The sequence below is a fragment of the Marinobacter sp. 3-2 genome (assembly GCF_003751355.1).
GTDB lineage: Bacteria > Pseudomonadota > Gammaproteobacteria > Pseudomonadales > Oleiphilaceae > Marinobacter > Marinobacter adhaerens.
In genome coordinates this window covers 41,550-65,530 of the sequence record NZ_RJUQ01000016.1, presented here as the reverse complement: position 1 = coordinate 65,530, position 23,981 = coordinate 41,550, and the positions used below count along the sequence as shown (strand labels likewise).

The 23,981-nt window shown below is 57.1% G+C and carries 21 protein-coding genes; 14 read left to right on the top strand and 7 right to left on the bottom strand.

Going from position 1 to position 23,981, the window contains the following annotated elements; translation table 11 throughout:
* Positions 1-24: 24 nt before the first annotated feature.
* The 3 genes from EDB94_RS15745 to EDB94_RS15735 form a co-directional block, all read right to left on the bottom strand.
* Entirely contained in the window at positions 25-678 is a 654-nt protein-coding gene (locus EDB94_RS15745; protein WP_108018816.1) for a class I SAM-dependent methyltransferase, read from the bottom strand.
* A 233-nt stretch (positions 679-911) separates the two neighbouring features.
* Positions 912-3,086, bottom strand: coding sequence for an EAL domain-containing protein (locus EDB94_RS15740; protein ID WP_014576301.1), 2,175 nt, complete (start codon positions 3,084-3,086; stop codon positions 912-914).
* A gap of 24 nt (positions 3,087-3,110) precedes the next feature.
* Entirely contained in the window at positions 3,111-5,096 is a 1,986-nt protein-coding gene (locus EDB94_RS15735) for an HDOD domain-containing protein (RefSeq protein WP_108018817.1), read from the bottom strand.
* A gap of 207 nt (positions 5,097-5,303) precedes the next feature.
* Between EDB94_RS15735 and EDB94_RS15730 the strand changes: the two genes are divergently transcribed.
* From EDB94_RS15730 to EDB94_RS15715, 4 genes are all read left to right on the top strand, one after another.
* Positions 5,304-6,632 (top strand): AAA family ATPase, encoded by a 1,329-nt coding sequence (locus EDB94_RS15730; protein WP_108018818.1) that lies wholly within the window; start codon positions 5,304-5,306, stop codon positions 6,630-6,632.
* A gap of 219 nt (positions 6,633-6,851) precedes the next feature.
* Positions 6,852-8,387 carry a fatty acyl-CoA reductase gene (locus EDB94_RS15725; RefSeq protein WP_108018819.1) on the top strand — a complete coding sequence of 512 codons (1,536 nt, stop codon included), beginning with the start codon at positions 6,852-6,854 and terminating at the stop codon, positions 8,385-8,387.
* A gap of 306 nt (positions 8,388-8,693) precedes the next feature.
* Complete coding sequence (gene acs, locus EDB94_RS15720; protein WP_108018820.1) at positions 8,694-10,643, top strand: acetate--CoA ligase; 1,950 nt, start codon at positions 8,694-8,696, stop codon at positions 10,641-10,643.
* Positions 10,644-10,687: 44 nt separating this feature from the next.
* Positions 10,688-11,353 (top strand): response regulator transcription factor, encoded by a 666-nt coding sequence (locus EDB94_RS15715; RefSeq protein ID WP_008176124.1) that lies wholly within the window; start codon positions 10,688-10,690, stop codon positions 11,351-11,353.
* Between the two features lie 75 nt (positions 11,354-11,428).
* Here EDB94_RS15715 and EDB94_RS15710 read toward each other — a convergent pair whose 3' ends face one another.
* A complete protein-coding gene (locus tag EDB94_RS15710; protein ID WP_169702130.1) occupies positions 11,429-12,412 on the bottom strand; it encodes a D-2-hydroxyacid dehydrogenase in 984 nt (327 codons plus the stop codon).
* Positions 12,413-12,651: 239 nt separating this feature from the next.
* Between EDB94_RS15710 and EDB94_RS15705 the strand changes: the two genes are divergently transcribed.
* The 3 genes from EDB94_RS15705 to EDB94_RS15695 are packed head-to-tail and all read left to right on the top strand — an operon-like array spanning position 12,652 to position 14,644.
* A complete protein-coding gene (locus EDB94_RS15705; protein ID WP_008176120.1) occupies positions 12,652-13,878 on the top strand; it encodes a pyridoxal phosphate-dependent aminotransferase in 1,227 nt (408 codons plus the stop codon).
* 9 nt (positions 13,879-13,887) lie between these two features.
* Entirely contained in the window at positions 13,888-14,079 is a 192-nt protein-coding gene (locus EDB94_RS15700) for a CPXCG motif-containing cysteine-rich protein (RefSeq protein WP_008176119.1), read from the top strand.
* Entirely contained in the window at positions 14,072-14,644 is a 573-nt protein-coding gene (locus EDB94_RS15695) for a DUF1439 domain-containing protein (RefSeq protein ID WP_014576308.1), read from the top strand. The genes EDB94_RS15700 and EDB94_RS15695 overlap by 8 nt, the downstream gene beginning before the upstream one ends.
* A gap of 7 nt (positions 14,645-14,651) precedes the next feature.
* Here the strand turns inward: EDB94_RS15695 and EDB94_RS15690 are convergent, their stop codons facing one another.
* Positions 14,652-15,806 (bottom strand): isocitrate/isopropylmalate dehydrogenase family protein, encoded by a 1,155-nt coding sequence (locus EDB94_RS15690; protein WP_108018821.1) that lies wholly within the window; start codon positions 15,804-15,806, stop codon positions 14,652-14,654.
* Positions 15,807-15,999: 193 nt separating this feature from the next.
* Between EDB94_RS15690 and EDB94_RS15685 the strand changes: the two genes are divergently transcribed.
* Together EDB94_RS15685 and EDB94_RS15680 are read left to right on the top strand one after the other, a co-directional pair.
* On the top strand, positions 16,000-16,770 hold the full coding sequence (locus EDB94_RS15685) for an EAL domain-containing protein (protein ID WP_169702131.1): 771 nt from the start codon (positions 16,000-16,002) through the stop codon (positions 16,768-16,770).
* 29 nt (positions 16,771-16,799) lie between these two features.
* Positions 16,800-17,156, top strand: coding sequence for a hypothetical protein (locus EDB94_RS15680; RefSeq protein WP_227499699.1), 357 nt, complete (start codon positions 16,800-16,802; stop codon positions 17,154-17,156).
* Between the two features lie 3 nt (positions 17,157-17,159).
* Here the strand turns inward: EDB94_RS15680 and EDB94_RS15675 are convergent, their stop codons facing one another.
* Positions 17,160-18,053, bottom strand: coding sequence for a LysR family transcriptional regulator (locus EDB94_RS15675; RefSeq protein ID WP_008176107.1), 894 nt, complete (start codon positions 18,051-18,053; stop codon positions 17,160-17,162).
* 153 nt (positions 18,054-18,206) lie between these two features.
* On the opposite strand from EDB94_RS15675, the gene EDB94_RS15670 reads away from it, so the two are divergent.
* The 5 genes from EDB94_RS15670 to EDB94_RS15650 all read left to right on the top strand — a co-directional run bounded on the left by EDB94_RS15670 (position 18,207) and on the right by EDB94_RS15650 (position 23,018).
* Positions 18,207-19,418 carry an acyl-CoA dehydrogenase family protein gene (locus EDB94_RS15670; RefSeq protein ID WP_053114652.1) on the top strand — a complete coding sequence of 404 codons (1,212 nt, stop codon included), beginning with the start codon at positions 18,207-18,209 and terminating at the stop codon, positions 19,416-19,418.
* Positions 19,419-19,606: 188 nt separating this feature from the next.
* Positions 19,607-20,425, top strand: a complete 819-nt coding sequence (locus EDB94_RS15665; protein ID WP_108018822.1) for an SDR family oxidoreductase — start codon at positions 19,607-19,609, stop codon at positions 20,423-20,425.
* A 51-nt stretch (positions 20,426-20,476) separates the two neighbouring features.
* A complete protein-coding gene (locus tag EDB94_RS15660; RefSeq protein ID WP_108018823.1) occupies positions 20,477-21,541 on the top strand; it encodes a phosphotransferase family protein in 1,065 nt (354 codons plus the stop codon).
* Positions 21,541-22,230, top strand: coding sequence for a histidine phosphatase family protein (locus tag EDB94_RS15655; protein ID WP_108018824.1), 690 nt, complete (start codon positions 21,541-21,543; stop codon positions 22,228-22,230). The genes EDB94_RS15660 and EDB94_RS15655 overlap by 1 nt, the downstream gene beginning before the upstream one ends.
* A 17-nt stretch (positions 22,231-22,247) precedes the next feature.
* Complete coding sequence (locus tag EDB94_RS15650; protein WP_014576314.1) at positions 22,248-23,018, top strand: SDR family oxidoreductase; 771 nt, start codon at positions 22,248-22,250, stop codon at positions 23,016-23,018.
* Between the two features lie 60 nt (positions 23,019-23,078).
* Here EDB94_RS15650 and EDB94_RS15645 read toward each other — a convergent pair whose 3' ends face one another.
* On the bottom strand, positions 23,079-23,957 hold the full coding sequence (locus EDB94_RS15645) for a DUF6279 family lipoprotein (protein WP_108018825.1): 879 nt from the start codon (positions 23,955-23,957) through the stop codon (positions 23,079-23,081).
* Positions 23,958-23,981: the final 24 nt, after the last annotated feature.

Genomic DNA, 23,981 nt, shown 5'->3' with positions numbered 1-23,981 from the left:
TTGGGTGAATCTCTAGCAAAGTGCTCAGGCCTGCTTGCGTCCGAGAATGGACCAGTAGCAGTTCATGTTCAGAAGCTTGAAGTGCTTCTTGTCCGTGACCTGAAGGCCCAGCCGCTGCATGTGCTCGGGATAGTTGTAGATTTTGTGGAAGGCATTGTTGGCGAACAGCCAGAAAATGAAGACGGCCATGTACCAGTAAAGCTTCTTGAACATTCTGGAAAGCAGGTTGCCAGTGGGGTAGGAAAAGTCACCAACAACGACCCGGGCGTCGGCTTTGCCCAGCCGTATCAGATGTTCGAGGACCCGGACCATCATGTCTTCATCGAACACGTTCAGGAAGAAATTGGCCACGACCATGTCGTACTGCTCGCACTCATCCACTTTCATGATGTCGTTGTGAATGCGTCGGATCGTGAGGTGTGGCGCCTCTTTTTCCTGAGCTTCGGCAAACTTCCGCAGCATGGTTTCGGACAAATCCACCACGGTCACGTCTGCACCCAGCTCGGCCGCCCGAATGGCGTCCCGGCCATGGCCAACTCCGGCAAACAGAATCCTGTCTCCGGGCCGGACGGTTTCCACATCCAGCATGGCGGTTTTGCAGCGGTGAATATTCTTGCCGCTATAGAGATTGCTGAGAAAATCGTAGACGGGACCGATGTATTTGTACTTGTCGCGCATGATGACTGCTGCCTGTTCTTGTTCCTTGGATGCTGTCACCGTTTTTGTCGTTATTGGTCCGAGAATGTCGGACATTCCGGTAATCAGCGCCTATGGATTCGAGCTTAGAGAACAGGGTGGGAGAAATATGTGCAGTAATGCGCATTTCAGGATACACAAAGTAACGTACTGCAATACTTTGCAAACCCTATCGCGCTTTTATATCGGAGTGTCTGACAATCGATAATCGTATGTCAGAATGAGGCAGCTTTGGCTCTGGTGGATCCGAGAGTTCTGGAAATCTCGGCGGCGGGCCTGGCAGGGCCGTAGAAGAAACCCTGGACCTGGTGGCAACCCAGGCTCCGCAGATAATCCAGTTGCTCGTCGGTTTCCACGCCCTCTGCAACGATCTCCAGCTTGAGTCCGTGGGCCATGGCGACAATGGCGTTTACGATGCATGCACCGTCGTCGCCACTGCGGATGGCTTTCACGAAAGACTGGTCGACTTTGAGGGTGTGAATGGGTAGGCGATGCAGGTAATTCAGTGACGAATAGCCTGTGCCGAAATCGTCGATCGCGATCCGGACACCCAGAGCTGCCAGTTCACGGAGCTTCTGGGAGATCTGTTCCAGATCGTTCATGATCACGTTTTCAGTGATTTCGATTTCCAGGTTGCCGGCCGGGAAGTTGTGGGCCTTTACCTGCTGCATCAGGGTTTCTACAAACCGCGGATGCTCAACCTGTATGGGGGACAGGTTGACGGCCAACCGGAGGTGGGTGTGGCCCTCCTGGATCCAGCGGCCGACATCCTGGCAGGCCTGGTCGAGAACACGCTCACTGAGCTGGCCTATCAATTTGGTTTCCTCCGCCAGGGGCAGGAAGTCTCTCGGGTAAAGCAGTCCCCGCTCCGGGTGCTGCCAGCGAACCAGGGCCTCAAGACCCACGACCCGGTTGGTTGTTGAGCACACCTGGGGCTGATAGAACACTCGCAACTCGTCCCGTTCAAGGGCCTGACGCAGATCCCGCTCGAGGTTCAGCCTGTTGGCCGTATCGATACTCATGCTGTCGGAATAGAAGCGGTAACCGTCCTTGCCCTTGCCTTTGACGTGGTACATGGCAATGTCGGCGTTCTGGATCAGCTGATCCATGGTCTCGCCGGCCTCGGGGAAGATTGCGATGCCGATACTGACACCCACAAAGACTTCGTGATCCCCCAGTTGAAAAGGTGCCCGCAGGGCATCAATCAGCTTCTTGGCGATCTGTCTGGCGTCTTCGTGATTGTGGATGGAGGGCAGGAGCAGGGTAAATTCGTCGCCACCGAATCGGGAAAGGGTGTCGCCCTTGCGCAGGCATTTCTCGAGCCGGTGGGTCACTGCCTGCAACAACCGATCTCCCATCGCGTGGCCGAGGGTATCGTTGATGACCTTGAAACGGTCAAGGTCCAGAAACATAACCGCCAGCTTCTGGCCACCACGGTTGGCGTGGGTGATCGCCAGCTCAAGTCGGTCCTTGAAAAGTGCACGGTTCGGCAATCGCGTTAAAAGGTCATGGTAGGCCTGGAAATTGATGAAGGCCTCGGCTTCCTTCCTCTCGGTAACGTCACGAGCGGTCCCATAATAGGTGGCGCCGTTGCCACTGCCGCCTCCTTGCGTGTTACCGGAGTGCGGCCAGGTTTGCGGATCGATGGGAAAAGCGGTTATCTCGAAATGACGGGTTGCTCGCCGGCTGCCACGGGTTTTAAGGCGGACTTCCAGGGTTCGAGGGTTATCTGCAGTGATGTTTGGTCCCTTCAGGGCCAGCGTCCCGCGGGTCACGTCCCGGTCGTCGAGAATGTGGCGGAAATGCTGGCCGCAAAGTTCCGCTGGCTTATATCCGAGCAGGCTTTCTACCTTGCTGTTCACGAAGCAAAAGTGACCGTCCTGATCAAGCATGAACACGATGTCAGGAGAGCTGTTAACGATGTAACGATGCAGCGCCTCGGATTTCTCCAGCCGCATCTGGATATGCTCGTGGGCTTCGAGGAGTGACTTTTTTCCGATCACGCTCTCAACGGTGGCCAGCAGTTCCTCAGGATCAAAGGGTTTACGGATGTAGTCCAGGGCGCCCCGCCGCAGTGCGCGGCTCACAGCACTGAACGAACTTTCGCCGCTGACCACGATCACGCCGCAATCCGGCTGCCCGATGGCAAGGTGTGCCATAACGTCGAAACCTGTGACCTCGGGCATCCGGAGATCCAGCAAGGCCAGGTCGAAGGTTTGCTGGTCGATTAGCTCGCAGGCTTTTCGGCCCCCGTGAGCTTCCGCAACGTCATAACCCCGGCTACGCAGCAGCGAAGCCAGTGTATTGAGCAGGCGGGGTTCGTCATCTGCTACCAGTATCCGTGCCGTTAACCCGTGACTGAAAGGCTGATCAGTATGTTCAGGTGCCATCGGTCTGTGTCCGTTGTTTCTGCGTCAGTCGGTCTCATTCTTTTTGTGGCTGGCCGCTGGCAGCAGAATCCTGAAGGTGGTCCCTTCCTGCCCCGTGCGACAAGCAATGATGCCCTCCATGTCATCAACGAGCTGTTTCACAATGCTCAGGCCCAAACCGCTGTGGCCCTCTCCCTTTGTGGTTTTCACCGGTGAAAACAGGGCGTCCCTGACCTCACCGGGTATTCCTCTGCCTGTGTCCGAGATTTCCAACTCAACCCAGGTTCGGTGGTTCTGCCACACTGGCGAAGACGTCCGTATTTCAACCGTGCCGCCATCATCCGCCAGGCTCTCCGCCGCATTTCGAACCAGATTGATCACAATCTGCCGAATCCTTGTGGGGCCAGCCGCAACCCGCGTTGGCTCGCTGCAAAGCGATAACCGAAGGCTGCGGCTATCTGAGCTGAACAGACTATCTTCAAGGATACGAGCCAGACTTTCCAGTTCGGCATTTAGCTCAACCCCGTCATCGCCCTGATCCACGGTGTCAGTATGGCTCATTTGCAGTAAAAGATTGCCCGCCCGATCCAGCTCATCCCGGATTACGTCCAGCTCCTGCTGGACACCCGCATCTTCAAGCCTGCCTCGCAGCTGGTAAATATACTGTCGGATTATGGTCAGTGGGTTGCTGACTTCGTGAACCTGTTTACGCAGCCGGTCGCGGGCGATCTCCTGATCCAGGCTCTCTGTACTGGCTTCGGCACCGGTTTGGGCCGGCACCCGGTCTGCCAGTACCGATGCCAACTGAGCCGTGAAGATATCGGCCAGTTCCAGGGTTGTTGGCAGATGCTCGTTGTCTGTGCCCAGGGCGAAGACACCAGGGCAGTCCCCGCCATTGTTAACCGGTACTGCAAGTATGGAGGGCGTATGGAGCAGTGACAGCAACTGTCGGTCGAGTACTGTCGGGGATCGATCACCAAGGCTGACTGGCAGGCCAGAAATAAAGGCTTCCGTAAGGACGCTGCCGCCGGGCTTGGCGGTGACCGCCAGGTCAGGGATGTCGCCAATGGTCCCGGACAGGAGCACAAGGTTTTCGCCTGTGTGCCCAAAGCACAGCGCCGGCAAGCCGGTGATCAGCGTGAGGCTGTTGACCGTCTCGGCGAGAATGTCCTCGGTTTCTCCGGTCAGATCGGCAAGGTTGATCGCCTGGTTTGCCATGGCCTGGCGCAGAATTGTCTGTTTCAGCTGTCGCGAGGCGCTCTCGCCGCAGTAATTCTCTTCCAGAGGAATCCCCAGCGATGCAGCCATACCCGAGACTTCGTGGCCGATGCGGCGATTTATCTCCCGGGTCAGTTCCTCGTTCAGCCCGAATACCGTGCCTGCCGCTGCAATGCCGGCGGCATCGGAGAGTGCCAGTCGGGTGGCCAGGCTGATCAGCTTCACCAGATGTCCGGCATCCCGTAGCTCCGAGGGTAGTGCCTGCTGGTAGCGCATGGCATCGGCGGCCATTGGCCCCAGCCCCCAGGAGGCAACGAGTTCCGCAGCGATGTCGGACTGATGATCAAGATAGTGTTGCTTCGCCTCGGTGGCTGGCGTTTTAATAGCGATCAGCTCGCCAATGTTGTGAAGCATGCCCAACATAAAGGCTTCGTCAGGCTCCGGATAACGGGTCAGCGTTGCCAGGGCCCGGGCGGTCAACGCGGTGGTCAGCGAGTGTCGCCAGAAGTCTCTGAGTTGTTGCCATTCGTCACCGCCCAGTTCGAAAAGCAGTTGGCGGAGGGCTGCGGTCAGCACCAGCGTGTGAAAACGTCGGGTGCCGAGTCTCAGGAGTGCCTGGTCAACGGAGCGGATCGGAGTAGATGGGCCATAAAGTGCGGAATTGGCCAGCGCTAGAATACGAGCTACCAGCGCGGTATCGGCAGAGACAATTTCGCTGATTTTTCGGTAGCTCTCGTCCTGATGACAAGCATCGAGCGCCCGCAAGGTGACTTCCGGGAGACTCGGTAGCTGTAAATCAGGCGCAATGTGCATGGGCTTACCTGCCGTGCTGCGAAACAAGTCAGTAACTGACGGAGCGTTCATTCTTATTGTCCGAAAAGAGCTTAGACAATAATCCGTCGTTATTAAATACTTATTGCTCTTTTTTTAAGCAATATATTATCTGATTCGTGATATGTGTAGAATTTTTACAGGTTAAAATACAGAAAACCGAAAAATCAGGGACCTAGATTGCCGGTGATGAACGCCAGAGAACCTGTCAAGCACAATCCGAACCAACCTCGCACCATCGCCATAACGGGTGGCAAGGGTGGGGTGGGCAAGACCTCGGTCGCCCTGAATCTTGCGCTCACCCTCGCAAGGCAGGATAACCGCGTTCTGTTGCTGGATGGCGACACCGATCTGGCCAACGTCAGCATCATGGTTGGCCTTTATCCGAGAAAAACCCTTGCCAATGTGATGGCCGGAGAGTGCCGTCTTGAGGATATCATCCTGGAGACCGACTACGGCCTGCATATTGTTCCGGGGGCCTCCGGCGTGCAGGAATGCATGGATATGGGGCCAACGGAGAGCCTTCGCATACTCCGGGCACTGTATAACCTGGAAAACCGCTACGATTACGTCATTACCGACACGGCTGCCGGGCTGCAGGCTGCCGGGCTGCATATGATTGCCGCGACAGAGCTGGCCTGCATGGTTGTGACCCCGGACCCCGCGTCCCTGACCGACGCCTTTTCCCTGATCAAGGTTCTCCGGCGCAGGGGCTATAACCGGGTTCCGAGCATTCTGGTGAATATGGCCCAGGGCGCCAGTCAGGCACGATCCGTGTTCCAGCGCCTGGACGCCGCTGCCCAGCGCCACCTGGGAATCTCGCTCCACTATATGGGTGGGATCTGGCGGGACGAGACCCTTCGGCAGTCGGTTCTCAACCAGAAGCCGGTCGCGCTTCTGCCTGTTTCAGACCCTTCCTGCCGCCAGTTTCATACCCTCGCAGATATGCTTGATGTGCGGCTGTCCCAGTTGCCGAGACGAAAGGCTGGCATTGCAGCCTACTGGCATAAGGTGTCCAAACGAGGATCCGAGAGCCCGCTCAAAACAGTGACCAAGCCGGAGCCTGAAACCGAAAGTGAGGCTCATACCCTGAAAGATCGGTGCCTGCAGGCCGTAGGCGAGATTGAGTCTGTTTTCAATGCAGGGCCGATCGATCCCATGCTGCGTTATGAAGCATTTACCCGTCTTTTTGCACTGCTGGGGAGCACGCTGGACAGTGATGCCGTCGAGATTGTGCAAACCGGTCTCGGGTCGTTCCAGTGGGAGAGTCTCAGCCCCGAGCGAAAGAATCATCTGGCCATTCATCTTCGCGAGCTGGCGGACCAGATTTCACCCCTCGAACGTAAAGCGGAGCCTGCGGAGCCGCATCAATCCCTGCTCCGCGAGCCGTTTTACGATCGCATCAGCTTTGGTGAGCAGGATCGCCTGGTGCGCGTACTGAAGGAACAGCCTGCAGATATCTCGCTGGATCAGCTTCTGCGATCTCTCTCCGGCAATGACCAGGGCGGCTCCCGATAGGCAGAAATACCCACCCTTTTTTCCGTCATTTTTTTTACGTTTTTTGTAGCGTAACTTTGCTGTGTGTCACCGCTCTGTCACCGAAGTTGTGCAAGGATTGAGCATCAATCTGAATCGTGGCCCGCAATATGCAGCACATCTGTCGAATCTGATTCGCAAACTTTCCTCTGGTTGGCGGGTGTGCGGCGACAACGAATTGAAATGAGAAGGAGTTCTCCCATGGCAACACAGCAGCTGAATCCCGATGCATCATCAAAAGTACTTGAGCGGCTCCGGGGCAAGCACGTTCTGATTACCGGCACCACGGGCTTTCTCGGCAAGGTGGTTCTGGAAAAGCTCATTCGCGCCGTTCCGGACATAGGCGGCATTCATCTGCTGATCCGTGGAAACAAACGTCACCCCGATGCGCGGGATCGTTTTTTTGAGGAGATCGCCACGTCGTCAGTCTTCGATCGTCTGCGGCAGGACGACAACGAGGCTTTCGAAACCTTCATTGAAGATCGTGTGCATTGCGTAACCGGGGAGGTGACCGAGCCTTTGTTTGGTCTGTCCGCTGACCGTTTCCGAAAGCTGGCTGGCGGTATCGATGTGGTTGTCAACTCCGCAGCCAGTGTGAACTTCCGGGAAGAGCTCGATAAAGCGCTTGCCATCAATACCCGTTGTCTCGACAACGTGGCCGAGCTTGCGCGACAGAACAAGTCGCTGGCGGTGCTGCAGGTTTCCACCTGCTATGTAAACGGCATGAATTCCGGACAGATCACGGAGACCGTGATCAAGCCGGGAGGTGAGGCCATACCCCGGAGCACTGAAGGTTACTATGAAATCGAAGAACTTGTCCGGCTGCTGGAGGACAAGATAGCGGACGTGCGTTCCCGCTACTCCGGCAAGGCACTGGAAAAGAAGCTGGTGGACCTTGGCATCCGAGAAGCCAACCATTATGGCTGGAGTGATACCTATACCTTTACCAAGTGGCTCGGTGAGCAACTCCTGCTCAAGGCCCTGTCCGGGCGGGCACTGACCATTGTGCGCCCATCCATTATTGAAAGTGCACTCGAGGAACCCGCGCCAGGCTGGATTGAAGGCGTGAAGGTGGCGGATGCCATTATCCTTGCGTATGCCCGCGAGAAGGTTACGCTCTTCCCTGGCAAACGCGCTGGGGTCATCGATGTTATTCCCGTGGATCTGGTGGCCAATGCCATCATCCTGGCGGCGGCTGAAGCCGTTGCTGATTCGCCACGTCACCGGATTTACCAGTGTTGCAGTGGCAGCTCCAACCCGGTTTCCCTTGGGCAGTTTATTGACCACCTGATGGCGGAATCCAAAGCCAACTTCGCCGAATACGATCAGCTGTTCTACCGACAGCCGACCAAACCCTTCATTGCAGTCAATCGCAGACTTTTCGATGCCGTCGTAGGTGGGGTGCGCATTCCACTGAGCATTACCGGGAAGGTTCTGCGCATGCTGGGCCAGAATCGCGAGTTGAAAGTGCTCCGGAATCTGGACACGACACGCTCGCTGGCGACCATTTTCGGTTTCTACACCGCGCCAGACTATATCTTCCGGAATGATGATCTGCTGGCCCTGGCATCGAGGATGGGTGAGCTGGACAAGGTGCTGTTCCCGGTAGATGCCCGCCAGATTGACTGGTCGGTCTATCTGCGCAAGATCCACCTGGCAGGCCTGAACCGATACGCCCTCAAGGAGCGCAAGGTTTACAGCCTGCGCTCTGCCAAGGCCCGAAAAAAGGCAGCGTGAACCCAGGAGCCCGGTCGCAACGACCGGGCTTTTTTATGCGTGGTCGTTTCCTTCCAGGGTTTGCCATCGGCTCCAATCCAACTATCCTTTAAAAAGCTTCTCGTTCGGCGCAATTTACCGTTGTTTTCTTGCGGGTTACCGACCTTTTTGGGCTAAAAGTTCAGGCGGATTAGGACGTTAGTCTAATTCATTGTGTAGTGGCTAGCATGGTGAACTACCACTATCCGTCTAAAGGGCCGGAGAGGCCTCAACGTCTGAATTCCAAAACCGACAATGACAACAGACTCTGACTAAAGGGGGAGCACAATGACTGGTAAACAGGTATATCCGGTAAGCCCGGAAGTGGCCAAACAGGCCCTTCTGAACCGGGAACAGTATGAAGAAATGTATCGTCAGTCAGTCGAAGACCCGGATACCTTCTGGGGTGAGCACGGCAAGCGCCTTGAGTGGATCAAGCCTTACACCAAGGTGAAAAACACGACCTACGATTACAACAATCTGTCCATCAAATGGTTCGAAGATGGCCAGTTGAACGCCTCAGCCAACTGCCTGGACCGTCATCTGGAAAAGCGCGGCGACCAGACAGCCATCATTTTTGAGGGCGATGATCCCGCCGATTCACGCAACGTGACCTACCGCGAACTGCACGAGGAAACCAGCAAGTTCGCCAACGTCCTTAAAGGCCTGGGCGTGAAGAAGGGCGATGTTGTTACCATTTACATGCCGATGATTGTTGAGACAGCCGTCGCCATGCTGGCCTGCGCACGTATCGGCGCGATTCACTCCGTGGTGTTCGGCGGATTTTCTCCGGAAGCGCTTGGTGCCCGGATTGTGAACGGCAAATCCCGCTTCGTAGTCACCGCTGACGAAGGCGTTCGTGGCGGCCGCAAGATTCCGCTGAAGAAGAACGTGGATGCGGCCCTGAAGAATGAAGATGCCGCCAATGTCGAGAAGGTGGTGGTTGTTACCCGGACCGGCAATTCTGAAGTGCCCTGGAATGACGCCCGCGACGAGCGTTACGAAGACCTGATGAAGTCCGCCTCTGCCGACTGCCAGCCAGAGCCGATGAACGCCGAAGATCCGCTGTTCATGCTGTATACCTCGGGTTCCACTGGTGCGCCCAAGGGCGTTCTGCATACCACCGGTGGCTACATGGTCTATGCCTCCATGACCCACGAGTACGTGTTCGATTATCATGATGGCGACGTGTACTGGTGTACTGCCGATTTCGGCTGGGTCACAGGTCACAGCTATATTCTGTACGGCCCGCTGGCTAACGGTGCCATCACCGTTCTGTTCGAGGGTGTGCCCAACTATCCGGACAGCTCTCGTATGGGGCAGGTTGTCGACAAGCACAAGGTCAACATCCTGTACACCGCTCCGACCGCAATTCGCGCCCTGATGGCGGAAGGCGAGTCCTGCATGAACGGCACTACCCGTGAAAGCCTGAAGCTGCTGGGCTCCGTGGGCGAGCCGATCAACCCCGAAGCCTGGGAGTGGTACCACCGGGTTATCGGCAACAGCAAGTGCCCCATCGTGGATACCTGGTGGCAGACTGAAACCGGTGGCATCCTGATTTCCCCGCTGCCGGGCGCGATTGATCTGAAACCCGGCTCAGCAACGGTACCGTTCTTCGGTGTTCAGCCGGCACTGGTAGACAATGACGGCAACATCCTTGAGGGCAAGACCGAGGGTAACCTCGTCATCCTGGACAGCTGGCCTGGCCAGATGCGGACGATCTATGGGGATCACGAGCGTTTCGCTCAGACCTATTTCAGCACTTACAAGGGCATGTACTTTACCGGTGACGGCGCCCGTCGCGATGAAGACGGCTACTACTGGATCACAGGTCGTGTCGACGATGTTCTGAACGTGTCAGGTCACCGTCTGGGTACCGCTGAAGTCGAAAGCGCCCTGGTTTCCCACGAGAAGGTCGCAGAAGCTGCCGTTGTTGGCTATCCGCATGACATCAAGGGTCAGGGCATCTATGTCTATGTAACCCTGGTACATGGACAGGAACCTTCTGACGAGCTGAAGAAAGAGCTTGTCCAGTGGGTGCGCAAGGAGATTGGCCCCATCGCCTCTCCAGATGTGATCCAGTGGGCACCTGGACTGCCTAAAACGCGTTCTGGCAAGATTATGCGGCGTATTTTGCGTAAGATTGCCGCAAACGAGCACGACCAGTTGGGTGATACCTCTACGCTGGCAGATCCGGGTGTAGTCGATGACCTGATCAGCGGTCGTGCGAACCAGTAACGCCTGTGTGTTACCAGGCCATGTACCCGTAAGGAATCTGTTGAATGGCACAAACAATTATCGTCGCTGATGATCACCCGCTGTTTCGCGCAGCATTGAAGCAGGCGGTCAGTCAGGCGGTGCCCGATGCCGAGACGGTGGAAGTCGACAGCATCAAGGCACTGCAGGCGGCGGTAGAGTCGCACCCGGATGCGGATCTGGTTCTGCTGGATCTCAATATGCCGGGTGCCCACGGCTTCTCGGGGCTCGTCTTCATGCGAGGCCAGTACCCGGGGCTGCCGGTGGTGGTTGTGTCAGGATCCGAGGAATTGCAGGTAATGCGTCGCTCGATTGACTACGGTGCTTCCGGTTTCATACCGAAGTCGGCGCCGCTGCCAACCATTACCGAGGCGATTCAGGCGGTTCTGGAAGGCGACGTCTGGTTGCCGCAGGGAGTGGCCGACAAGATCGAGCGAATGCATTCAGATGCCACCGACTTTTCCGAGAAGCTGGCATCGCTGACGCCTCAACAGTTCCGGGTGCTGGGTATGCTGGCCGAGGGGCTTCTGAACAAACAGATCGCCTATGATCTGGATGTGTCGGAAGCCACCATCAAGGCCCATATCACGGCGGTGTTCCGGAAGCTTGGGGTGCGGAACCGCACTCAGGCGGTGATTGCGATCCAGCAGATGGAGATTGATCCATCGGATCAGTCCTTGTCTGGTAGCTGATTGGTTTTGATGGTTCGAATATAAAACGGGAGCCTTTTGGCTCCCGTTTTGTTTTTGGATGAGTGCCGGGCACGGTTATTTGCTGCCAGCGTAACCCAATTCCTTGTCGACCAAATTGAACAGCTCGTCACCCTTGTGCCAGCGGTCGAAGTTCTCCAGGAACTGATCCGTCAGTGCACGTTTCCAGCCGATGAAGTCGCCGGCCATATGGGCGGTCATGGTGACATTCTCCATGTCCCAGAGCGGATGATCTTCTGCCAGCGGTTCCTCTTCGAAGACATCGAGTCCTGCGCCGGCAATTTCGCCATTTTCGAGGGCCGTGATCAGGTCATCGGTTTTGACGATAGGGCCACGTCCAATGTTGATCAGACGGGCAGAGTTTTTCATGGCCTTGAAGGCTTTTTCGTCAAACAGGCCTTCGGTCTGGGGTGTTAGTGGCGCCGCAATCACTACGAAGTCCGCATGCCCGAGCTGCTCGTAGAGGTCGTCATTGCCATGTACTGCCACAAAATCGGGGTCTTCCTTCCTGGGCTTGCGGGCGATGCCGTGCGCTTTTAAACCGGCGGCACCGACCAGGCGGCCGATCTGCCGGCCGATCGAACCTGCGCCAACAACCAGAACCTGCTTGCCCTCTGCCCGCTCTGTGTCCCGATGTTTCCACTGGTGCTTCATTTGCAGCCGGATGGAATTCGGGAAATCCTTGGCGAACATGAGGATGGTGCACAGCACGTATTCGGCAATGGTACGGTCGAAAATGCCCCGGGCGTTGGTGACGGTTACATCGCCCCTGATCAGATCCGGGAACATCAGGGCATCGACGCCGGCACTTGTGGCGTGAATCCATTGGAGCTTGTCTGCGGTGTGCCAGGCGGCCGCGAGGGCCTCCGTGCGAAAGTCCGTCACCATCATGATATCGGTGCCCGGCAGGGTGTCGCGAAGGGTTGGCTCGTCACAGGCAAAGCGCACATCGGCGCGGGCCCTGACTGCGTCCATTCCCGGCGGTTCCTGCTCTCCCGGCGCGGTGAGAACGGTAACAACAGGTTTGCTGTGCTGAGTCATTGAGCCTCCGCCTTTTTGATGAATGACTTCGTTGAACTGGTCGTTGCCCCGAGGGGTAATAACAGTCTGGTCGGCAGGCTCTGTCGGGTCAACTTGCGAGGCACCGGAATTTCCGCTCACAGCGTTGATGGCGGTACTTTCACGTACATCATCTATATGATTTTTTGTCTTGTAGAGGCCATCCATACTGACTAACCTGCAGGGGTAGATCTTATTTGCCCCGTTTGCAGGAGGTGTTTATGGCAGAAGCCGCCAACAAAGAAACTGGTCAGGAAAAACCGCGTAGAGTGAAGTACCGGAAAACCAAGGCCAGTTGGAACCCTGCCATGCAGGCGATCCCGGTGCCGGGTATCCGTCGCATGGTGAATATGGCGGCCACCATGAAGGATGTTATTCATCTTTCCATCGGTCAGCCGGATCTGCCGACCCCAAAGCACGTCATCGATGCCTACATCGATGCGCTCAACGCGGGGCAGACCGGCTATACCATGGATGCCGGCCTGCCTGAATTGCTGGTTGCCCTGCGCGACTACTACGGCAAGCGCTACAACCGGAAACTGACCCGGGACAATATCCTGATCACCAGTGGCGCTACAGAAGCCATGTATCTCGCTATTTCAGCCACCTCTGCGCCCGGGCGGCAGTTTATCGTGACGGATCCGTCGTTTTTGCTTTATGCGCCCCTGATTCGCATGAACGGTGGTGAAGTAAAGTTTGTGCAGACCCGGGCAGAGAATAACCACCAGCTGGATCCGGATGAGGTCATCAAGGCCATGGGGCCCAGGACTTATGCGCTGATCCTGAACAACCCCAACAACCCGACCGGGGCGGTTTACCCGCGTAGCACCGTGGAGACCATCCTGGAGGAATGTGCCTATCGGGGAATTCAGGTGTATGCCGATGAAGTCTACGACCACCTGATCTTTGATGACGAAGACTTCGCCAGCGTGCTGAACTGCTCGATGGATCTGGACAACATCATGTGCATCAGCAGCTTTTCAAAAACCTACAGCATGGCGGGTCTGCGGGTTGGCTGGGTGATTGCCAGTCAGGCGGCCATCAAGTCTCTGCGTCGCTTCCACATGTTCACCACCTCCGTGGCTAACACGCCGTCCCAGTTTGCCGGCGTCGCAGCACTGACCGGTGACCAGCAGTGCGTTCGCGATATGGTAGATATCTACCGTGAGCGCCGGGACAAGGTGGTCGAGCTGGTCGATCAGACCCCCTACATGACCGGTTACAAGCCTGGCGGTGCCTTCTTTGCTTTCCCTGACCTTCCACCTCATGTCGATGGCTCTGATCTGGCCTTGCGAATGCTGAAGGAAACCGGCGTCTGCATGGTGCCCGGTGACGCCTTTGGCGAGGGATGCACCAACGCCGTTCGCATCAGTTTCTCCACGACCTGCGAGAAGCTGGAAGAGGCGTTCGATCGCGTCATCCCCTGGATGGCCAAGCAACAGTTCTGAGGTGATGCCATGTCCGCCCTGGATTCGGTACTGATTCAGTGCCCGTACTGCTGGGAGACGCTGGATGTCAGCGTCGACCCGTCGGTACCGGAACAGGAGTATGTCGAGGATTGCCAGGTCTGCTGCAGACCCATCTTGATACACGTGGTTTTTGACGACACTCTTACGCCTCATGTCGAGGCCCGGGCCGAAAATGAATAGAACGCCGATTTACGCCCTCCGTGCGCTTCTGGCCCTGCTGCTGGTGCTCGCCAGCGGTTGCGCCAGTCTGTCGCCCTATTCCATCTCCGAAGGCGAGCTGGAACGGCACCTTCAGGATGTGGTTCGCGACTTCGACCGCAACCAGCTGAATAGTGGTTCGCCATTGAGCCTGAGTCTCGACGACGCCGACATTACCCTTGGGCCAGATGGTCGCGATGTGGCGGTGATCGATGTGAGAGGTCAGGTGGCACTGAATGCTCTGATGGCGAAGCTGCCCGTGGACATTGCCTTGAAGGTCGAAGGGGCGCCGGTCTACGACAGCACTGAGAAAGCCATCTTCATACGGCGGTTGCAGCTTCTTGAAAGCAGTATTGACTCTCCGTTCTTCAAAGGGGATTTGAAGCCTGTAACCGATACGGTCATGCGGTTGGTTGCCCAGATGCTGGAGACCATGCCGGTGTACCGACTGGACGAAACCGACTTCGCCCAGCGTATGTTCGGGATGATGCCGGTAGATGTGCGGGTAGCGCCTGGCCGGCTCGAATTTGTCATGGCCGACCAGTAACCCTGATCTATCGGGACAGCCGCTCGCAGATCGCAGAGCCGATCTCGTGGGTGCCTCGTCGGCTGCCTGAGTTTTCGGCAAGGTCTGCAGCCACTGCATCGAACAGCTCCTTGCCAGCTGCGGCAATGGCAGGGTCCTTGCGGCCCAGCCACTCGAGCATGCGGGCGGCGGTAAAAAGCATGGCGGTGGGGTCAGCCAGGCCCTGGCCGGCAATATCCGGCGCGCTGCCATGGGTAGGTTCGAACATAGACGGCATATCCGGATCCGTCGGGTTCAGGTTGCAGGAGGGTGCCACGCCCATGCCACCTGACAGAACCGCAGCTAGGTCGGTCAGAATGTCCCCCTGGAGGTTGCTCGCGACGACCACGTCAAAGGCCCAGGGGCTTTGCACGAACTTCATGCAGGCCGCGTCCACCAGCTCATGATGCGTGGCGACGTCCGGGTATTCCTTGCTTATCTCGTCGAACGCTTCGGTGTACATGTCGCCCCAGTAGCGCAAGGCATTGCGCTTGGTGACCAGGCACACCTGGCTTTCACAGGTTCTGCCATCCAGGGTCCGGAATGTCCGTGTGCGGCCCTCCGAAACCCGGTCCGCGGCGCGGTTTCGGGCCTGTTCAAACCCATAGCGGATGATCCGGTCGGTTGCCTTGCGTGTGAACACCTCCATCTGGGTGGCCACTTCATCCGGCGTGCCCTTGCGCAGACGTCCACCCTGGCTGACGTACTCACCCTCGGAGTTTTCCCGAATCACCAGCATGTCGATGTCCTTGGCGCGCTCATCGGCCAGGTACTGGCGGGCACCGGGCAGAAGCCGGGCCGGACGTTCGCAGACCCACTGGTCGAACCCTTTGCGCATGTCCAGCAATGGCGCCAGTGAGATGCTGTCCGGGAGCAGGTATCGGTTCGGATCGTCCATAGGGCCAGGATCGCCAAGGGCGCCCAGCAGAATGGCATCGTACTTCTGTAACTGCGCCAGGGCATCCGCCGGCATGGACTCTCCATGCTCCTCATGCCAGGCATGGGAGGGCCAGGGGAATCGAGTCCACTCAAGGTCCAGGCCGTGTTTGGCGCGCAGGGTCTCGAGGCAGCGCACAGCCTCGGCCACCACTTCAGGACCTATGCCGTCGCCCGGGGTTACAGCGATGCGGGTAGTTTGGGCCATTAGGGAAACTCCTTTTGTGGACAGACACGTATAAACGACAAACCCCAGTTTAGTCATGTAGGCAGGGGATGCCACCGTTTGACACGCTTTAACCAGAAAGTGGTTTTACCGGGGAGGGGATCGCGGCTATATTGGGTGAAAAATACGCCATATAAACATAGCAAAACCGCCAGAAGTGAATTCAGGAGTTGAAGTGAACCAACCCGCCGTACTGTTTGACGAGTCTCATTGCGAGCAATGTGCCTGTGGAGAGGGGTTGGATTTTTCCTTTACCTTCGCGTTCCAGCCCATTGTTGACGTTCTCAACAAATCTGTTTACGCCTACGAGGCGCTGGTGCGAGGCACCGAGGGTCAGGGGGCGATGAGTGTCCTCTCGAAGGTAACCGAGCAGAATCGCTACGCCTTCGATCAGGTTTGTCGGGTCAAGGCGGTCAAGCTTGCCGCCAGGCTGAACATGGAGCCGATGCTCAGCATTAATTTTATGCCCAACGCGGTGTACCGGGCCGAGTACTGTATTCGCACGACCCTGGCGGCTGCCAAAACCTACAATTTCGATACCCGGAAAATCATTTTCGAGCTTACTGAGGACGAACAGCTGACCTCCACATCTGTCGACCACCTCGTGTCGATTATCGAGGCTTATCAGGAGATGGGTTTCAGCACCGCCATTGATGATTTCGGGGCCGGTTTCTCACGGTACAATGTCATGATGGCCAGCCCGCCCGATCTGTTGAAGCTGGATATGGCATTGATCCGTGATATTGATCGGCAGCCGAACAAGCAGGCCGTTGTTGCAGGCATCATTACCATGATGACTCAGCTTGGCGGTCAGATCATCGCTGAGGGTGTCGAAACCAAGGAAGAATACTTCTGGTTGCGCTCCCAGGGGATCAATCTCTACCAGGGCTATCTATTCGCCAAACCGGGGTTCGAGTGCCTTCCGGAGCCCGTGTTTCCGGCCTGACGGGCCTCTAAACTGACAGGAACGACACCTTGCTATACCGAATGATCACCATTGTCGGCGGACTGGTTTTTGTCATCATCCTGTTCGCCCTGATCTGGTTTTTCTGCAAGAAATTTCTTGAGCACCACGGTGTTACCGACCAGGTCAAAGACCGGGCCATGGTTCTGGCCACCTGGACCTTTGCCGGTATCAGCGTCGGACTGGTATTTGCGGTGGTTGGTGCATTTGTCCTGGGCCCCTGGGCTTTCTACCGAACCCTGAGGGGCCACGATGTGGAGATATCCGATGGTGCCGCCGTCTGGTGGGGCCTCGGCATCGTAATGGCGTCCCTGGGGATCACGGCTATCGGATTCTTCGGTTTCCTGATGGTGGTTGGCGCCTACTGAGGCTCAACTGATTGCCTTCAACTGCTCCCGGAACCAGATCAGCGCCGGCTCCCGCTCGTAAGCCTTGTGCCAATACAGGTGCACGTCGATAGACGGCAGGTCCGCCGGCGGATCCATAATCCGGATGTTGGCCCGCTCGGCGATAATTCTGGCGTAGGCTTCCGGCATGGTCAGCAGCAGATCGGTCTCTTCCACCACTCTGCAGGCGGCATAGTAATGCTGACATCGCAAGCGGATACTCCGTTGTACCCCCAGTCGCGATAGTTCAAAGTCCTCAATCCCGGGTCCTTCGGTACGCGAGGATACCAGCACGTGTTTTGCGGACAGGTACCCTTCCATATCCAGCGACTCTGTTGCCAGCGGGTGCCCCTCCCGGGCCAGAACAACCAGGCGGTCGCGCCTCAGCAGTTCGTGGGACGTCTGGTTACTGACGGGCAACAGCACATCCACGGCAAAATCCAGTTTGCCGGCCGCCAGTTGCGTCTCCATGTCGCGCCTCGCGATCCTCTGGCTGACAATTTCCAGTTCCGGATAGGCATCCAGGCGCGCCATCAGGCGGGGCAGGAAGGTCGATTCCAGAATGTCACGTAGCCCGAGCGAATAGGTTTTACGCTGGGTGGCCGGATCAAAGGCATGAAACTGGTTTACCGCGCCCTGGATCTGGGTGAGGCCCGGCCGCATGGACTCAAGGAACCGCCGGGCCAGTGGTGTTGGCACCATCTGGTTGCCCTGGCGGGTAAACAGGGGGTCGTCAAAATGGTCCCTTAGCCTTGACAGGGAATGACTGACCGCAGGCTGTGTCAGATGCAATGACCTGGCCGCACGGGTCAGGCTTCCCTCCCGGTAGATGGTGTCGAACACGTGCAACAGGTTCAGGTCCAGGCGGTTGAGGGCCATGAGCGGGATCCGTTTCTGGAGAATTTGAATAAGTTTGGTTAATAATAAACGATAAGAATAATTCAGTCGCGTAATAGTTAAGTCATCCCTAGACTGGTCTCAACGTGATGATTCCTTGCACGCCACCGTGCAACCGTTAGCGAGGAGACGGCGATGGATTTCAATATTTCCGAGAAAGGCCAGGATTATCTCAACCGCGTGAAGCAGTTCATGAAGGATGAGATTTTTCCCATCGAAGAGCAGTACCACAAGGAGCTTGCCTCACTGGATAACCGCTGGGTTGTGCTGCCGATCATCCGGGAGCTAAAGGAAAAAGCCAAAGCCCAGGGCCTCTGGAACATGTTTTTCCCGGACGAAAAATACGGCTGTGGCCTGTTGAACTCCGACTACGCCCTGATTGCCGAGGAAACCGGCCGCAGCTTCATTGCCCCGGAGATTTTCAACTGCAACGCGCCAGACACCGGCAATATGGAAGTATTGATCCACTATGGCTCTGAAGAGCAAAAAGCCGAGTGGTTACCGCGTCTGCTGAGCGGCGAGATCCGCTCCGCCTTCTGTATGACTGAGCCGGCGGTTGCCTCTTCCGATGCCACCAATATGGAGGCAACGGCCGTTGTTGAAGGCGACGAAGTGGTTCTGAACGGTCGCAAGTGGTGGAGCACCGGTATCGGGCATCCCGACTGTAAGGTTGCCATCTTCATGGGACTTACCGATCCGGATGCGCACAAGCATCGCCGTCATTCCATGGTGCTGGTGCCTCTGGACACGCCTGGCGTCAAGATCGAGCGTATGCTGCCGGTATTCGGTGAATATGATGAGCCCTATGGCCATGGCGAGGTGCTTTTTGACAACGTCCGTTTGCCCAAGAGCGCATTCATTGCCGGTCCGGGTCGGGGATTCGAGATTGCCCAGGGCCGTCTTGGGCCGGGCCGAGTGCACCACTGTATGCGGGCGATTGGTGCGGCAGAGCGCACGCTGGAGATTCTGATCAAGAGGGCAACGACTCGTGAGGCCTTCGGGCGGCCGATCGCCAAGCTGGGCGGCAATCCGGATATCATTGCCAATGCCCGCATGGCCATTGAGCAGGCCCGTCTGCTCACGCTGAAATGCGCCTGGGCACTGGATACCAAGGGCATCATGGGGGCGCTTCAAGAGGTCTCCATGATCAAGGCGGTGATTCCATCCATGCTGCAAACCATTGTGGATCAGGCCATTCAGATTCACGGTGGTGCCGGAGTCAGTGATGACGATTTCCCGCTGACACAGCTGTTTGCCTATGCCCGTGTTTTACGCCTGGCGGATGGCCCGGATGAGGTGCATCGGGCTATGGTGGCCCGTCTTGAGCTGCGTAAATATAAAAATTGAGAATCTGAATCGGGAGTCTGGATTCGGCGGAAGGGTGTTTCTGAAACACGCTCCTTGCGGCACGTCCCTGTGACGCTTGGGCTCCGCCATCCATGGCTCCGCACAGTTTCAGAAACACCCTTCCGCCAAATCCGTCGTACTTCGGAGTTGGTTTCAGTTTTTAGCAAGATAACAGCGGGGAAGCATTGATGACTCAGAGAGTATTCATAACCGGAGGCGCCAGCGGACTTGGCCGCGCCATAGCACTGCGTTATGCCAAAGAAAGCGCCAAAGTCTGCATCGGCGACATTAACCCGGAGCAGGGTGTTGGCGTCGAGAAAGAGATTAATGCGGCCGGAGGCGAAGGTTATTTCGTCGAGTGCGATGTTCGACGCCTGACCGATTTCGAAAAGGTCCGCGATGATCTCGTGAACAAATGGGGTGGCGTTGACGTGGTGGTGAACAACGCTGGCGTTGCCTCTGCCGGTTCCATTGAAGATACCACCATGGCGGATTGGGAGTGGATTCTCGATATCAATGTGCTGGGTGTGGTTCGCGGCTGTAAGGCGTTCACGCCGCAGTTCAAGCAGCAGGGCTCCGGGGCATTTGTGAATGTGGCCTCCATGGCCGGGCTGATGCTGGCGCCGTTAATGGATAGCTACAATGTGACCAAGGCCGGGGTGATTGCCCTGTCTGAAACCTTGAGCCAGGAGCTTCGGGATGCCGGTATTCATGTGAGCTGTGTATGCCCGGCATTTTTCCAGACCAATCTGACCAGCAGCATGCGTTCAGATATCCCCGGCATTCAGCAGAATGTGAACAAGCTGATGAAGCGCTCCACGGTAACCGCCGAGGATGTGGCCGAGGATATTTTCCGGTCGGTGGAGAACAAGAGCTTCTGGGTATTGCCCCATGCCAAGGAGCGCCGGATGTGGATGCTCAAGCGCCACGCACCCAAGGCCTTCGACTGGCTGATGCATCAGGAAAGCAAGCGCTGGATGAGCAAGATGGGTGGCAGCAAGGCCTGAGTGCGCGGTTTTTTACTGTTTTAAACTGAAGATTCAAAAGGAGAGTCCTGAATGACCCAGATCGACGAGGCCGTGGACATCCGGGAAGGCGAGGAACTGGACACTGGCGCCGTAGACCGGTTCATGAAAGAGGCGATCCCGGATCTGCAAGGCGAGCCAGAGATTCGTCAATACCCGGGTGGCGCCTCAAACCTGACCTATCAGGTGGATTACGGCGACCGGTCCTACGTCTTGCGCCGGCCGCCGTTTGGCAAGATTGCCAAGTCTGCCCACGACATGCTGCGTGAGGCGAAGGTCATGCGGGCGCTCAATTCGGTTTATCCCTACGTACCCAACATCATTGCCATTTGCGATGATCACGACGTGCTGGGTTGCGATTTCTACGTGATGGAACGGTTGAAGGGCATTATCCTGCGCCAAGACTTTCCCAAGGATTTCGAGCTCAGTGAAGCCGATACCCGCAAGCTTTGCCTGAACGTGATCGACAAACTGGTGGATCTTCACCGTGTGGATGCCAAGGCAGCAGGCCTGGACAAGCTGGGCAAGGGCGAGGGGTACGTTCAGCGCCAGATTGGCGGTTGGAGCGACCGTTTCCGCAAGGCCCGCACCGACGATGTGGGTGACTTTGAGCAGGTAATGAGCTGGCTCAATGACAAGATGCCAGAAGACATTGCCCAGGTGGTGATCCACAACGATTTCCGCTTCGACAACGTGGTGCTGAACCCGGACAACCCGTTCGAGGTCATTGGCGTACTGGACTGGGAGATGGCCACCATCGGTGATCCGCTGATGGATCTTGGAAACAGCCTGGCCTACTGGATTGAGGCGGACGACGAAGGCCCTTTCCAGATGCTGCGCCGCCAGCCGACCCATCGCCCGGGCATGCTTACCCGCAAGGAAGTGGTGGCATATTACATGGAGCAGTCCGGTTTCAAGGTCGACAACTTCGACTTCTATGAGATCTACGGCCTGTTCCGGCTGGCAGTGATCATCCAGCAGATCTATTACCGTTTCTACCATGGCCAGACCAAGGACAAGCGTTTCGCCGCCTTTGGCCATGCCGCTAATTATCTCGAAAAGCGCTGCCAGCGGTTGATTGCGGAGAGCTCCCTGTAATGGCGACGATTTATCTGGTTCGTCACGGCCAGGCCAGTTTCGGGAAAGAAAACTACGATCAATTGTCTCCCACGGGCTGGGAGCAGGGTAGGGTGCTTGGCCGCTGGCTGGCGGGCAAAGTGGAACCGGCAGCGGTTTTCGGAGGCGATCTGGAACGCCACCGGGAAACCGTTGAAGCCATCGCCACCGGGTACGGATCCAAACTGCCCGATATGCAGGTGGTTCCCGGCTTCAACGAGTTTGATCACACCACTGTGGTGGCCCGGTACCGCCCGGAGTGGAGTGACCGCGCGGTGATGGCGCGGGACCTCAAGGCGTTTCCCAAACCGGCCAAAGCGTTCCAGGAGGCCTTTGTGCACGCGGTGCATCGCTGGGCCTCGGGCGAGTTTGACGACGAGTACGAGGAAAGCTGGCCGGACTTCAAGGCCCGCGTTCTGGCGGCCTTCGAGGAAATGATTGACTACGCCGATGGCGGCGATGTGCTGGTGGCGACCTCCGGCGGACCGATTTCCGTGATCGCCCAGCACCTGCTCGGTCTTGATGACGCCCGGGCACTCGGTCTGAACGAGGTGATCGCCAACACCAGCGTGTCGCGGGTCCTGTATTCCGGCCCCCGGCGAAGCCTGGCCGTTTTTAATAACTACAGCCACCTGGAAGCGGATGATCCCGCCCTGGTGACATTCCGATAGTGAATCGAGGTGAACGAATGAGCAGCAAGAACCTGTTTGATCTGACTGGCAAGGTTGCCCTGATTACCGGTGCCAGCCGCGGCATCGGCGAGAGCATTGCCCGGACCCTGGCCGAGTATGGCGCCCACGTAATCGTCAGCAGCCGCAAGATTGATGGTTGCGAAGCGGTTGCCAGCAGCATCCGGGATGCCGGCGGTAGCGCCGAAGCCTATGCTTGTCACATTGGCGATATGGATCAGATCGAAAGCATCTGGGCGCACATTGACCAGACCCACGGCAAGCTGGATATTCTGGTGAACAACGCCGCTGCCAACCCTTACTTCGGGCCGGTCGAGGACACAGATCTGGGCGCCTTCAACAAGACCGTGGATGTGAACATCCGTGGTTATTTCTTCATGTGCGCCCGCGGCGCCCAGATGATGAAAAAAGCCGGTGGCGGCTCCATTGTGAACGTGGCTTCCGTGAACGGCGTCAATCCGGGGCACTATCAGGGCATTTACTCCGTCACCAAGGCCGCCGTAATCTCCATGACCAAGTCCTTTGCCATGGAGCTGGGTCAGCAGAAAATCCGCGTGAACGCGCTGCTGCCAGGGCTGACCGATACCAAGTTTGCCAGCGCCCTGACCACCAACGAAGCCATCAAGAAGCAGGCCATGGCCCATATCCCCATGAAGCGGGTGGCCGATCCGGGCGAGATGGCGGGTACGGTGCTATATCTGGTTTCCGATGCTTCCAGCTACACCACGGGCGCCTGCATCAATGCCGACGGTGGCTACCTGACAGTCTGAGTAATCGTTGGGGTCGGATGACCGCTTTATCCGACCCCGCCTTCACTACGTCCGAGCTTATCAGGCCGGCGAACAGGTCAGTGCCTCGAAGTCATCGTTCAGCTCCACCGTCCGATCCTGGAGCTGGGCCAGTGTTTCCCTGTCACCTGCCATAATCAGGTCGTGCATCAGGGAGGACATGGCAGCCCGACTTTCTGCCATCATGGCTTTATAGGCCTCACCACGCACCTCTTCGGAATTCAGAATCAGGTATTCCAGCTCCGCCTCGAACGTCGGCGCGTTTCTGTTTCCCAGCAGTTCCAGCAAGGCCAGTTGCCAGTTCCTTCGACCCTGCAGCCAGATCTCAGTCTGCTCGCCCCGATTGGCGGACCATTGCCGCACGATGTCGCGCTGCTCGCTGTTCAGGTCCCCCAGCCATCGCTCAACCCGCTCCGCGGTTCTCTCTGCGCGTGCTTCGGCTGTCGCCTCCGGGGAGTCGGCCAGGAATTCGTCTTCCATTTCCCGCTGACTTTGCGCCATGTTGTTCGCCAACTCCTGCACCTGTTCATCGCTCAGGCTTGAGAGAAGGTTTACCGCGACAGGCGTTGCCTTTTCCAGAAGACTCGGGAAGAAACTGAAAAGCTGTTGTTGATGGTAGTCGACGGTGGCCTTGTCGGGTGGGTTGCTGGAAACATCAGACTCGAGTTCATCCAGCCAGGCCTGGTAGCGGGGCAATTCGGCACTGCAATGCCATTGCCGCAATTGATCAATGTCGCTGTTGAGCTGCTGTTTCTGGTCGGCCGTCAGTGTCACGTAGTCTTCTACCCACCACACGATGCCCCAGTCCGCGTATCGATAAGCCATCTTGGTCGAGCTGCAGCCAACCAGTCCAAGTACCAGTACCAGAATGAGAACAAACGGTTTGAAAAAGCCGGGTGTCCAGTCTTTGGCAGTATCCATGGCGCACCTGTCTTGGTAAAAAGG